This window comes from Streptomyces adustus (assembly GCF_009377175.1).
Classification (GTDB): Bacteria; Actinomycetota; Actinomycetes; order Streptomycetales; family Streptomycetaceae; genus Streptomyces; species Streptomyces adustus.
The window spans coordinates 36,836-48,231 of the sequence record NZ_VJZD01000045.1; the positions used below are offsets into that span (position 1 = coordinate 36,836).

At 70.7% G+C, this 11,396-nt stretch carries 12 protein-coding genes; 3 read left to right on the forward strand and 9 right to left on the reverse strand.

Features of this window, described 5'->3' with window-relative positions; genetic code table 11:
• Positions 1–5: 5 nt before the first annotated feature.
• The 5 genes from FNH09_RS14005 to FNH09_RS14025 are packed head-to-tail and all read right to left on the reverse strand — an operon-like array spanning position 6 to position 4,120.
• Positions 6–800: an ABC transporter ATP-binding protein gene (locus FNH09_RS14005; protein ID WP_152887680.1), complete on the reverse strand. Its 795-nt coding sequence runs from the start codon at positions 798–800 to the stop codon at positions 6–8.
• On the reverse strand, positions 784–1,716 hold the full coding sequence (locus FNH09_RS14010; RefSeq protein ID WP_152887683.1) for an ABC transporter permease: 933 nt from the start codon (positions 1,714–1,716) through the stop codon (positions 784–786). Before FNH09_RS14010 ends, FNH09_RS14005 begins: the two co-directional genes overlap by 17 nt.
• Complete coding sequence (locus tag FNH09_RS14015; protein ID WP_152887685.1) at positions 1,713–3,056, reverse strand: ABC transporter substrate-binding protein; 1,344 nt, start codon at positions 3,054–3,056, stop codon at positions 1,713–1,715. The genes FNH09_RS14010 and FNH09_RS14015 overlap by 4 nt, the downstream gene beginning before the upstream one ends.
• Before the next feature lie 14 nt (positions 3,057–3,070).
• The gene (locus FNH09_RS14020) at positions 3,071–3,298 is read right to left on the reverse strand and encodes a 4Fe-4S dicluster domain-containing protein (RefSeq protein ID WP_016437651.1); all 228 of its coding nucleotides are present in this window, start codon (positions 3,296–3,298) and stop codon (positions 3,071–3,073) included.
• A gap of 33 nt (positions 3,299–3,331) precedes the next feature.
• Entirely contained in the window at positions 3,332–4,120 is a 789-nt protein-coding gene (locus FNH09_RS14025; RefSeq protein WP_152887687.1) for a GntR family transcriptional regulator, read from the reverse strand.
• Positions 4,121–4,387: 267 nt separating this feature from the next.
• On the opposite strand from FNH09_RS14025, the gene FNH09_RS14030 reads away from it, so the two are divergent.
• Together FNH09_RS14030 and FNH09_RS14035 are read left to right on the forward strand one after the other, a co-directional pair.
• Positions 4,388–4,927: an ArsR/SmtB family transcription factor gene (locus tag FNH09_RS14030; protein ID WP_152887689.1), complete on the forward strand. Its 540-nt coding sequence runs from the start codon at positions 4,388–4,390 to the stop codon at positions 4,925–4,927.
• Complete coding sequence (locus tag FNH09_RS14035) at positions 4,924–6,219, forward strand: MFS transporter (protein WP_338017567.1); 1,296 nt, start codon at positions 4,924–4,926, stop codon at positions 6,217–6,219. The genes FNH09_RS14030 and FNH09_RS14035 overlap by 4 nt, the downstream gene beginning before the upstream one ends.
• A 242-nt stretch (positions 6,220–6,461) precedes the next feature.
• Here FNH09_RS14035 and FNH09_RS14040 read toward each other — a convergent pair whose 3' ends face one another.
• The 3 genes from FNH09_RS14040 to FNH09_RS14050 are packed head-to-tail and all read right to left on the reverse strand — an operon-like array spanning position 6,462 to position 9,279.
• Positions 6,462–7,391 (reverse strand): ABC transporter permease, encoded by a 930-nt coding sequence (locus tag FNH09_RS14040; protein WP_152887691.1) that lies wholly within the window; start codon positions 7,389–7,391, stop codon positions 6,462–6,464.
• Positions 7,378–8,175, reverse strand: a complete 798-nt coding sequence (locus FNH09_RS14045) for an ABC transporter ATP-binding protein (protein WP_152887693.1) — start codon at positions 8,173–8,175, stop codon at positions 7,378–7,380. The genes FNH09_RS14040 and FNH09_RS14045 overlap by 14 nt, the downstream gene beginning before the upstream one ends.
• A gap of 39 nt (positions 8,176–8,214) precedes the next feature.
• Positions 8,215–9,279 (reverse strand): aliphatic sulfonate ABC transporter substrate-binding protein, encoded by a 1,065-nt coding sequence (locus FNH09_RS14050; RefSeq protein ID WP_152887695.1) that lies wholly within the window; start codon positions 9,277–9,279, stop codon positions 8,215–8,217.
• Between the two features lie 464 nt (positions 9,280–9,743).
• On the opposite strand from FNH09_RS14050, the gene FNH09_RS14055 reads away from it, so the two are divergent.
• Positions 9,744–10,580 carry an alpha/beta hydrolase family protein gene (locus FNH09_RS14055; RefSeq protein ID WP_152887697.1) on the forward strand — a complete coding sequence of 279 codons (837 nt, stop codon included), beginning with the start codon at positions 9,744–9,746 and terminating at the stop codon, positions 10,578–10,580.
• A 24-nt stretch (positions 10,581–10,604) separates the two neighbouring features.
• On the opposite strand, the gene FNH09_RS14060 is transcribed toward FNH09_RS14055, so the two are convergent.
• Positions 10,605–11,396: WD40 repeat domain-containing protein (locus FNH09_RS14060; protein ID WP_476691267.1), on the reverse strand; the 792-nt coding region annotated here is incomplete at its 5' end.

Below are 11,396 nucleotides of genomic sequence, written 5' to 3' on the forward strand. Positions count from 1 at the left end.
GCCTTTCACGTGCCGAGCGAGGTGAGGACGTCGCGGCGCAGGGCCACGCGGGCCGCGTCGTCGTGGGCCGTGCGCTCGCGCGGGTGCGGTACGTCCCTCACGGCGAGCAGGCGGCCGGCGCCGAGCAGGGCCACGCGGTCGCCGAGGAAGAGGGCCTCGTCCACGTCGTGGGTGACGAAGACGACGGTCGCGCCCGTGCCCCGCAGCACCTCGACCAGCAGGTCCTGCATGCCGGCCCGGGTCTGGGCGTCGAGGGCGCCGAACGGCTCGTCCATGAGGACGGCGCGCGGATGCCCGGCCAGGGCGCGGGCCAACTGGGCGCGCTGGCGCTGTCCGCCGGAGACGCGGTGGGGCAACTGGCTCGCGTGGTCGGCGAGTCCGACCCGGGTCAGCCACTCCTCGGCCTCGACGCGGCGTCGGGAGCGCGGGACGCGGCGGATGGCGAGCGGCAGTTCGACGTTGGCGCGCAGGGTGCGCCAGGGCAGGAGGGCGTCCTCCTGGAAGATCAGGGCGCGTTCGGCGGACGGGCCGGCCAGACGGTGCCCGTCCTGGTCGATCTCTCCGGCCAGCGGGGGCAGCAGGCCCGCCAGGCTGCGCAGCAGGGTCGACTTGCCGCATCCGGAGGGGCCGACGACGGTGAGGATCTCTCCGCGCGCGATGTCCAGGTCGACGTCGGCCAGGACGGGGGCGTGGGGGCGGCCGAGCGTTGTGGCGTGGAGGGTGAGCCGGGTACCGCGTGGGGACGACGGCGCCCGGTCCACCGTACGCAGTTCGGGCTTGGTCTCAGACGAGGTGCTCATCGCGTGCCTCCTCGGTGTCGGAGGGCTGTGCGGTGCGTACGGCGGCGGGGGCCCGGCGGGCGTGCGCGGGCGTGCGCGGCGTGGTCGGCCGGGCTGCGGGGATGTACGACGTGCGAGGCAGCCAGCGGGTCAGACGGCGGCCCACCAGCTCGACGGCCGTGGAGGTGAGCCAGCCCAGGGCGCCGATCGTGACCATGCCGACGAAGACGCCGGGGTAGTAGACGATCGTGTAGTCCTGCCAGGTGCGGTAGCCGACGCCGTACTGACCGGAGATCATCTCGGCGGAGATCACGCAGATCCACGAGACGCCGATGCCGACCGACAGACCGCCGAAGATGCCGGGCAGCGCGCCCGGCAGGACGACCGAGCCGAGAATGTGCCACCGGCCGCCGCCCATCGTGAGGACGGCCTCCTCCCATACGGGGATCAGCGCCCGCACGGAGTGCCGGGTGGAGACCAGGACCGGGAAGAAGGCCGCGGTGAACGTGATGAAGACGATGCCCTGTTCGTTGGAGGGGAAGAGCAGGATCGCCACCGGCACCAGGGCGATCGCCGGGATCGGACGGACCATTTCCAGCAGGGGGCCCAGCAGGTCCTCGGCCGGCCGAGAGCGGGCCACGAGCACGCCGACCGCCACGCCCAGCACGGCCGCCAGCAGGAATCCGGTGACGATGCGGGTCAGGCTGTCGGTGAGGTCCCTCCAGTAGTCCGCCCCGCTGAGGCGGTCGGCGAAGGCGTCGGCCACGTCGGTGACCGTGGGGAACTGCGAGAAGCGCAGCCACAGGTCGACGTCCAGGACGGTCAGCAGCTGCCACAGGCCGAGGGCGGCCGCGACGGCGCCCACCCGCAGCGCGTACCGGCCGATCGGCTTGAATGGTCGCCGATTGCGGCCCGTTCGCGGCGCGGGCCGGCTCATGCGGCACGCTCCAGGGCTTCGGCGTAGGTGATCACACGGGCACCGGCGTGCGCGAAGACATACGCCTGCGCGGTCGCCGGGGCGACGAACGGTACGAGCTTGTCGCCGTCGGCCACCCAGAGCGCCTTGTCGGCGAACCACAGGGTGCCGGTGGTGGCGTCAGGCACGTAGGCGGCGCGGATGCCGCCGGGGTGCGCGGCGACGTAAGCCAGCAGCTTGGCCGGGGACGCGAAGGCCTTGGTCTCCTGGGCGCCCTTGGGCCATGTCTCGCTCGCGGCGGCGGGCGGGACGGCGGCGAGCTGCTTCGCGTACGACGCCCCGAGGGCCTTCTTCACGTAGTGGTCGTCGACGAAGGAGTCCACGTCGATGTCGCCGGTCAGCTCGGCCGCCTTCAGGACCGACACGTCCTGCTTCAGTGCGGAGACGAGCTGCGGCTTGACGGCCGGGTCGAAGGTGGAGATGCCGTGGGCGCCGTTGTAGAGGTAGACGACCTCGGCGGGCAGGCCGGTGGCCTTGGCGACCCTCTCGGCGGCGGCCACGGGATGGGTGTCGAGGTAGTCCGTGGCCTCGGCCTGTGCCTTGAGGAAGGCCTCCAGCACGGCCGGACGGTTCTTGGCGAAGTCCTCGCGGGCGGTGACGCCGTGGAAGGTGGGCAGGTTCAGCTGGGCGCCGTCGTAGAGGGCCTTCGCCCTGCCCTGGTAGGTGAGCAGGCCCGGCCAGGCGACGAACTGCGAGAGGGCGTCCGCGCTGCCCGCGGCCAGGGCCGAAGCGCCCACGGCGGGCTGCTGGTTGAGCTTGTCGATGCCGTCGTTCGGGTCGATGCCGGCGCGCTGCAAGGCCCGTACGAGGGTGCCGTCGGCGGCGGAGCCGACGCTCGTGGAGACCTTCTTGCCCTTGAGGTCCTTCAGGGAGGTGAGCTTGGAGTCGGGTGCGGTGACGATGGTGTTGAGGCCGCCGCGCAGGTTGTAGCCGGTGACGGAGACCAGATGGGTGGGGCGGTTCAGCTGCTTGCCTCGGGCGGCGTTGATGAGCAGCGGGAAGTCGCCCATCGAACCGATGTCGATCTTCCCCGCGGTCATCTGGGCGGTGATGGGGGCGCCGGTGGCGTAGTCCTGCCAGTCGACCTTGTAAGTCCGGCCGTCGCCGAGGGAGTTCAGCTGCTTCTCGAAGTAGCCGAGCGAGCGCAGGAGGGTGCCCGCGGTGACCGTGTTGATGGTCTTGGACTGGTAGCCGACGGTGACCGTGACGGTGGAGCCGTCAGCGCCCGCCGCGTCGCCGCCGCAGGCGGTCAGCGGTGCCAGCAGCAGGCCGGCGGCTGCGGCAAGTGCGATGCGTTTCATGGGAGTTCGGCCTTTCACCGCAGCAGGTATGGCATGTTGACCGTGACGGCTCCGGTGGGGCAGCGGGCCGCGCACGGGCCGCAGTACCAGCACTCGTCGACGTGCATGTACGCCTTGCCGCTGCTGTCGTCGATGGCGAGGGAGTCCAGCGGGCACATGTCCACGCAGAGCGTGCAGCCGTCGATGCACTTCGACTCGTCGATGGTCACGGGCACGTCGGCCCGCTGGGGCGCCAAGGGCATGGCTGTCTCCAGGTAGGTGCGCGAGCAGGGTGTTTACAGGGAGCGGTGCAGCAGACCGCTCATCGAGATGCGGTCGCCGCGGAAGCGGATGAATTCCAGGTCGACGGGCCGCCCGTCGGCGAGGTACGTGAGACGTTCCAGCATCAGCACGGCCGCACCGCGCGGTGCCTGAAGTACGGCGGCGGAGTGGGCGTCGGCGTTCACCGCCTCCAGGCTGATCTCGGCATGACCGAGAGGGGTGCCGGTGAGCGTCTCCAGGAGCCGGAAGATGTCCGTGTTCTCCAGGTCCTCGCCGAGCAGGGCGGCGCCGATGTCGAGCGGGATGTACGTGAGGTCGAGGGACAGGGGCAGGCCGTTCAGCCGACGCAGACGTTCGATGTACAGGACGTCGGTGCCGGGTGGGACGTGCAGGCGGTCGGCCACCGGGGACGGGGCGGGGACCGGGCCCACGGTGCGGACCTCGTTGGTGACCTGGCCGTGTTCGCGCAGGGTTTCCGCGAGGCCCATCAGACGGTCGAGTCCGTGGGGGAACTTCTGGGCCACGACGACCGTGCCGACGCCGGGGAGGCGTTCGACCAGGCCCTCCGCGCGCAGCAGGTCGAGGGCTTGGCGAACGGTGTTGCGCGAGGCGCGGTAGTCCGCGGCGAGGGTCGTCTCGTGCGGAAGCGCGCCGTCCGGGAACCTCCCGGCCAGGAGCTGGTGGCGGATCAGGTCGGCGAGCTGGCGTGCCCGGTCCGCACGCAGCCGCCGCCGCGCACGGTGGGCGGCGACGGTGCTCGCGCCCTGGTCGGCGCGGTCTCGGACACGGTCGGCGGGTGACATGCTTCGGACCATACCTATCTGGTAGGGAAAGCGGTGTTGCCGGAGTGTTGCGCCACCTGACACATGACCAGATGTCCATCTGACCTGGGGTTTCGTCGTACGGACGGGAAGATCTGCCAGGGCCGCGGCCTGCCCGCGACGGGTGCCCGGGGAAGCGCCGAGGAACCTGGTGATCGAGGCGATGGAACGGCCGGGGCGGACAGCGGATTCCGGGAGTCCGCGCGAATCCCCTTGCGCAATGGTCAAGAACTGTTGACCATTGCTTGCATGCCTGCCGATGATGTTCCCGAGACGTTTCACGTCACCACTGACGAACAGTTGCGCGCCGTCTCCAATCTCACGCGTCACCGGATCATGGCCGCGCTCCGCTTCGAGCCTGCGACGATCACGCAGCTCGCCGAGCGGGTGGGCCTTGCGAAGGGCAGTTCCAGCTATCACGTACGGCTGCTGGAGCGGGCCGGCCTGGTGAAGGTGGTACGGACGCGAAAGGTCCGGGGAGTCACCGAGCGGTACTACGCGATGGCCGCGCGGTCGATCGTGTTGCCGGATCCGGGCGAGGGAGGGCCGGATGTGCTGATGCGGCACGCGGTGGCGGACCTGGAAGCAGCGCCCGCAGCTGGCGAGCGGCACGTACGGATGGCGCATCTGCGGCTCACCGAGGAGCAGTTCGCCCAGCTGGGAGCGCGGTTGCAGGAACTGGCGGACGAGTACCAGGCGCTGTCCGATCCGTCGCTGCCGGACGCGTCACTCGTCTTCGCCCTGTTCCACCCGGCACCGCGCCGACAGGCCGAGGAGGGCGCCAAGTGACCTCGGACAGCCGGAAGTTGCCGACCGGGTTCGGACGGCTGTGGACCGCGCAGACCATCTCCTCGCTCGGCGACGGGGTAACGCATGCCGCGCTGCCGCTGATCGCGCTGACGTTGACGCGGGATCCGATGGCGCTCGCCGTCGTCACCGCCGCCGGGACGCTGCCGTGGCTGCTCTTCGGGGTGCTCGGCGGTGCGCTGGTGGACCGCTGGGATCGCCGACGCACGATGTGGGTCGCGGACACGGCACGTGCGGTGCTGCTCGCGATACCCGCGGCGGCGGCAGCGCTCGACGTGCTGAGCGTCGCGCTGCTCGCGGCCGTCGCCTTCCTGCTCGGCCTCGGCCAACTCTTCTTCGATACGGCCGCCACGGCCTATCTGCCGGAGCTGCTCCGCCGCGACCCCGCACTCCTGGAGCGCGCCAACTCCCGCTTGCGCGGCGCCCAGACCGCCATGTCCGGTTTCGCGGGGCCACCTGCGGGCAGTGCGCTGCTCGCGCTCGGGCGGGCGGTTCCGCTGCTCACCGACGCGGTGTCGTTCCTGCTCTCCGCGCTGCTCGTACGTACGCTGCCCGCCATGCCCCGGCCCGTGCCGGAGGTCCGCGAGTCGCTGCTTCGGCAGGCGCGGGCCGGGGCCTCGTACGTCTTCCGGGACCGGGTGCTGCTCGGGCTGGCGCTGCGCCCGGCGGTCGGGAACGTCGCCTTCCTCGCTGTGGAGACCGTCCTCGCCCTCTTCGCGCACGACCGCCTCGGCATCGACACCTATGGCTTCGGTCTGCTCCTCACGGCGGAGGCCACCGGCGGCCTGCTCGGTGCGGGCATCGCCTCCTACCTCGGCCGACGACTCGGCACCGGCACCGCGCTGACCTGTACGGCCGCCGTCGAAGGGCTTGCCATCCTGGGCCTGGCCGCTGCCCCGAACCCGTACGTGGCCGGGCTGGCGCTCGCCGTCTGCGGGGCCGGCATGGGCGCCACGATGGTGCTCGGGCCCTCCCTCCGGCAGGCGATAGTCCCGGGCCACCTGATGGGCCGCGTCGCCTCCACCTCCCGCATGCTGGCCATGTGTGCCGCGCCCGTCGGGGCCTTCCTCGGCGGCTGGCTGGCCACCACCTACGACATCCGCACCCCGCTCTACGCCGCCGCCGGCCTCCTCTTGACGATGACGGCCGTCACGGCATCCATGACCAGCAACCGCCGGGTCGAAGCGGCGCTGCGTGCCGCCGCTCCGAACGGCGGTCCGGACCACCCGGCATCCGAGGATCCCGCCCGGGAGAGCGCACCCGAGCTGTCGTGACGCCTGCCGCGACGGCGCCACGACAGGTCGGGTGCCGGCCCACCGAGATCAATCTCGGCGGCACTTTCTGTACCGCGATCACGCTCACCCGATTCACCCGCGCCCCGACGTCGGCAGAACCCGCCTCCTGCGCACACGACGAAACCGGCCCGCGTGCGGCGATGACGCCTGTGCGGGCCGGTGCCGAGTGCGCGTGGCCGACGGGTCGGGCGCGCACTCCGTGTCGCTCGTGATCCGTTCGCTCAGCGGGTGACCAGCAGGCCACGGCTGCGCAGTACCCACCGCTCCAGCGGGCTGAAGATCAGCAGGTCGATGGCGATGCCGACGAGCAGGATCAGGAAGATGGCCAGGAACACCTGCGACATGCTGGAGTTGTTGCGCCCGTTCTCCAGCAACTGGCCCAGGCCGACGCCCAGATCAGGTGAGGAGGCGATGATCTCGGCGGCCATCAGTGACCGCCAGGAGAACGCCCAGCCCTGCTTGAGTCCCGCCAGATAGCCGGGCAGCGCCCCCGGCATCACGATGTGCCGCGCCTCGCGCAGACCGGTCGCGCCCATCGTCCGGCCGGCCCGCAGGAACAGCGGCGGGATCTGGTCGATGCCCGCGACCAGGCCGTTGGCGATGGACGGGACCGCGCCGAGCAGGATCACGGCGTACATCATCGAGTCGTTGAGGCCCAGCCAGATCACCGCGGGCGGCACCCAGGCCACCGACGGCAACGATTGCAGGCCCGACAGGATGGGACCGATGGCCGCCCGGACGAACGCCACCCGGGCGACCAGCAGGCCGAGTGGCGTACCGATGGCGAGCGCCAGCAGGAAGCCGAGCAGACCGCGCGAGACGCTGGTCCAGATGTAGCCGAGCAGCGTGCCCTGGGTCCAGGCGTCGTGCACCTCGCCCCACACGTCGGAGGGCGCGGGCAGCTTGTAGTCGGGGGCGACGTGCGCCCACACCAGCACCTGCCAGACGACCAGCACCAGTGCCACGGCGGTGACGGGGGGCAGGACCTTGCGTATCAGCGTCTCGCGCAGCGGCGCAGGACCACCGGCCTGCACGGAGTCCAGGGCGTCGAGCCCGGCCTCCACTCCCGCGAGATCACTCGACGTCCGGCGGTCCCCGAGTGCCGTGGCGCCGTCCTTCTCGGTGTCGGCGCCGGTGTCAGTGCTGGCCATGGCGGCGGATCTCCCCACGCAGTTCTTCGGTGATCTCGACGGACAGCTCGGCGACCGCGCTGTCCTCGATGCGGCGCGGCTGCGGAATGCCGACCGTCCACTCCCGGGCGATCCGCCCCGGCCGCGAGGACAGCAACACGACGCGCTGGGCCAGTCGTACCGCCTCACGCACGTTGTGCGTCACGAACAGCACCGACAGTCCCGTCTCCTGCCAGATGCGCGTCAGTTCATCGTGCAGGACGTCCCGGGTGATGGCGTCCAGCGCCGCGAACGGCTCGTCCATCAGCAGCAGTCGGCTGTCCTGGGCCAGCGCCCGGGCCAGCGCGACGCGCTGGCGCATGCCGCCCGACAGCTCGTGCACCCGCTTGCCGTACGCGCCTTCCAGCCGTACGAGTCCCAGCAGCCGTTCCGCCTCCTGACGGCGCTCCGGCTTGGCGACCCCGCGCAGTTTCAGCGCGAGCTCGATGTTCTTGCCCGCGGTCAGCCACGGGAACAGGGCGTGCTCCTGGAACATCAGGGCGGGCCGGCCGTCCGTGCCGATCGAGCCGGCGGACGGCCGGTCCAGTCCCGCGACCAGGTTCAGCAGGGTGGACTTGCCACAGCCCGAGGCCCCCAGGAGGGTGACGAACTCGCCCGGTGCGACATCGAGCGTGATGTCGTCCAGCACGAGCTGCGATCCGCCGGGCGTGCCCCGGACGGGGAAGGACTTCGAGACGTGCTCGATACGGGCGGCGTACGTCACCGCCGTGGTGTCCTCGACCGTGCTGGTGAATGTGGCGGCCATGGTCGTCACCTCCTGGGAACTCGTCGGGACCGGTGGTCGTTACTTGGCGCCGAGACCGGCGTCGTCGACCGCGGTCTTGCCCTCGGCCTTGAGGACCTTGTTGAGCGGTGCGAGGTCGTAGATGCCCTTCAGGTCGGGCTTGTCCAGCAGACCGGCCTTGACCGCGTGCTCGGCCTCGCTGTTGAGGGTGGAGGCCAGCGGGTCGTCGAGGAACGTGACGGACTTCCAGGCCGGGTCGATGACGTCGGCGGGCAGCGCCTTGCCGGACAGCTTCTCCAGCGCAGAGTTGGCGGAGGTCTTCGCCTTCTCGGGGTTGGCGTTGATCCACGCGTTCGTCTTCACCGAGCCGCGCAGGACGGCCTCGACGACATCCGGGTGTTCCTTCAGGAACTTCTGCGACACGATGATGTTCGTGATCACGAACTTGTTGTCGGGCCACAGCGTCGACTCGTCGAGCAGCACCTTGGCGCCTTCGGCAACCAGCTTCGAGGCGGTCGGCTCAGGAACCCAGGCGCCGTCGATGGAGCCGGACTTGTAGGCGTCCGGGGTGATCTTGTTGTCGGTGCGGACGACGGAGACGTCGCCCTTGCCGCTCTCGGCGTCCACCTTCCACCCCTGGTCCGCGATCCAGTTGAGGAACGCGACATCCTGGGTGTTGCCGAGCTGAGGCGTGGCGATCTTCTTGCCCTTGACGTCGTCCAGGGACTTGATCTTCTTCGGGTTGACGACCAGCTTCACGCCGCCGGAGGCGGAACCGCCGATGATCCGCAGGTTTTTGCCGCCCGACTTGGTGTAGCCGTTGATGGCGGGGGAGGGGCCGATCCAGCCGATGTCGATGGAACCGGCGTTGAGCGCCTCGATCTCGGACGGGCCGGCGTTGAAGGTCGAGGCCTTGATCGTGGTGCCGCCGAGCTCCTTCTGGAACAGGCCCTCCTGGACGCCGACCAGAGCGGTGGCGTGCGTCAGGTTGGGGAAGTAGCCGATCTTCACTTCGTCGGCGGAGAGCTTCTTGGCGCCTGCCGCGGCAGCCGGGGCCTGCTTGCTGTCGTCGGTCGATGCGGAGCCGTAGCCGCATGCGGTGAGCAGGAGCGGAAGCGTGGCCATGACGGCGAGGGTGCGCAGAGTCGTAAGCGGTCTTGCGGCAGACACGGAGGTGTCCTCTCAGGGAAGGAGGGGCGATCAAGGAGGTGTGGCATGACGCGTTGAGGTCTCAGACGGTCCGACAGATGGCGCTGGACGTACGGGCGAAGTCGATGTGACGACGCGAAGTCAGCACGGACAGCACCCGGTCTGCGCAGCTGAGCGCTCCCACGGCCACCCCCCGATTCCTAGTTTTCCTACCTGGTTGATAGGGATCGTGGCAGAACGCGGGACCCATCCCAAGAGGGTAATCACATGGTGGACATAACCATCTCAGCATTCAAGATGGATGGCGATGGTCCCAGCGTGCCGGCGGTTTTCTCGGGCGCCCGAGATCGCCGGTCGAGAATCAAATTCTGCCGATGGAGCGGTAGTTGCTGTCCTACGCTGGACCCCACGAGGTCAGGCGAGCGTTGTCCGGGGGTTCGATGATCGTCGGCATTCACGGGATCCGCTGCTACCGCTACCTTGCGCAGGCCGGGAGCGCGGAAGGGGCCGCGCAGGCGCTGGCCGCCGAATGGGGTGCGGCACTGGGCACCGATTACGACGGCCGTTCCTACGAGCAAGGCGGCCTTGAAGCCGCCTACTACGCGCATCTGCTGCATCTGGGCACGGCTCAGGGAGCGACGGCCGAGGACCCGGAACTCCTGGGGGCGACAGGCCGGCAGATGCTCGCGGACTGGGCAGCAGCGCTCGGCGCCCCCGACGAGGTCCTCATGGGCCGGGCCGGGCTGCCGGTGCGCCAGATCGCCGAGTGGATCGCCCGCCGTCACGGCGACCTGGCCAGACGGGTGGTGGTGTTGTTCTGCCGAGAGGCCGATACATACCTGGACCATCCCGCCTCGCAGCGGCGTGCGAACGTGCGAGACGAGCTCAGCGCGGTCCTGGAGCGCCGACGACCCAGGGCGCTGATCGCGCACTCGCTGGGCAGCGTGGTCGCCTACGAGACCTTGTGGCACCGTCCGGTGGAGCTCGATCTGCTGATCACGCTGGGTTCGCCGCTGGGCCTGCCCGGGGCGATCCGCGACCGCCTGTCCCTGGGACCGGGCAACGAGGAGCGGATCGGGCAGCGACCGCCGGGCGTGAGACGGTGGGTGAACATCGCCGACATCGGGGACGTCGTGGCGATCCCCCGCGACCTGCCCGCCGCGTTCCCGGGCATCGACGCCCATCATGAGGTGAGCCTGGGCCTGGTCGCCTCCCACAAGGCGACGCGCTACCTGGCCGTGCCCGAGGTGGCTGCCGAACTGGCCCGCGTGCGCTGATCGCGTCCCTGCGGTCTCCGGAGGTCAGCCGACGCGGCGCAGCACGACGATCTCCCACTCGCATCCCAGAACCAACCGGTCGCCGCACGCCAGCAACGACTGCACCGCGCCCGGCACACCGATGCTGACGACGGCGTCCTGCGCTGTCGGACTCCAGACGCGGACGGCGCCGTCGTCCGCCGAGACCACCAGGGGTCCGTCCGGTCCCGCACCACAGGCGAGCGCGTTCACCCCGCCGACGGCAGGCAGCGGGTCCCCGTACCCCCGTATGTGCTGCGGGTCCGACAGGTCCCACAGGCGTACGGCGCCGTCCTGCCCTCCTGTGACGGCGAGCGGAACGCCGTCGTCGGTCATGGTGCAGGACAGCGCGGTGGCCCAGCCCTGATGGGCCTGCACGGGCGGGGCGAGCGGGAGTCCCGTCGCCAGGTCCCATGAGCGCAGGCTGCCGTCGTCGCCGCATGACAGTACGGCCGGTCGTTCGCCCACCGTCGTGCAGGCCAGCGCGTTGACCCCGCCGACGTGCCCGGCCAGTGGCAGGCCCCGACGCGCGCCGCTCTCCACGTCCCACAGGTTCAGCAGGCCGTCGGTGCCCGCCGACACGAGGACCGGTCCGTCGTCGAGGAACGTGGTCGCCAGGGCCTGCACCGGCGTGGTCGCGGGGGTGAACGCCGGTCCGCAGGGGGTGCCTTCGCGCAGATCGAAGGCGCGGGGCCGGCCGTCGGCGCCAGCGGTGAGTACCAGCGGACGCTCCCGTACGGCGATGACGGCGAGAGCGTGCACGGAGGCGGGGCGTCCGGTCGTCGCGGTGGCGGGGGC

Excerpts from the sequence above, each read along its gene's own strand:
- FNH09_RS14025 (WP_152887687.1), bottom strand. The coding sequence starts at position 4,120 with ATGTCACCCGCCGACCGTGTCCGAGACCGCGCCGACCAGGGCGCGAGC.
- FNH09_RS14030 (WP_152887689.1), top strand. The coding sequence starts at position 4,388 with ATGCCTGCCGATGATGTTCCCGAGACGTTTCACGTCACCACTGACGAA.
- FNH09_RS14015 (WP_152887685.1), bottom strand. The coding sequence starts at position 3,056 with ATGAAACGCATCGCACTTGCCGCAGCCGCCGGCCTGCTGCTGGCACCG.
- FNH09_RS14055 (WP_152887697.1), top strand. The coding sequence starts at position 9,744 with ATGATCGTCGGCATTCACGGGATCCGCTGCTACCGCTACCTTGCGCAG.
- FNH09_RS14010 (WP_152887683.1), bottom strand. The coding sequence starts at position 1,716 with ATGAGCCGGCCCGCGCCGCGAACGGGCCGCAATCGGCGACCATTCAAG.
- FNH09_RS14050 (WP_152887695.1), bottom strand. The coding sequence starts at position 9,279 with ATGGCCACGCTTCCGCTCCTGCTCACCGCATGCGGCTACGGCTCCGCA.
- FNH09_RS14045 (WP_152887693.1), bottom strand. The coding sequence starts at position 8,175 with ATGGCCGCCACATTCACCAGCACGGTCGAGGACACCACGGCGGTGACG.
- FNH09_RS14005 (WP_152887680.1), bottom strand. The coding sequence starts at position 800 with ATGAGCACCTCGTCTGAGACCAAGCCCGAACTGCGTACGGTGGACCGG.
- FNH09_RS14040 (WP_152887691.1), bottom strand. The coding sequence starts at position 7,391 with ATGGCCAGCACTGACACCGGCGCCGACACCGAGAAGGACGGCGCCACG.
- FNH09_RS14020 (WP_016437651.1), bottom strand. The coding sequence starts at position 3,298 with ATGCCCTTGGCGCCCCAGCGGGCCGACGTGCCCGTGACCATCGACGAG.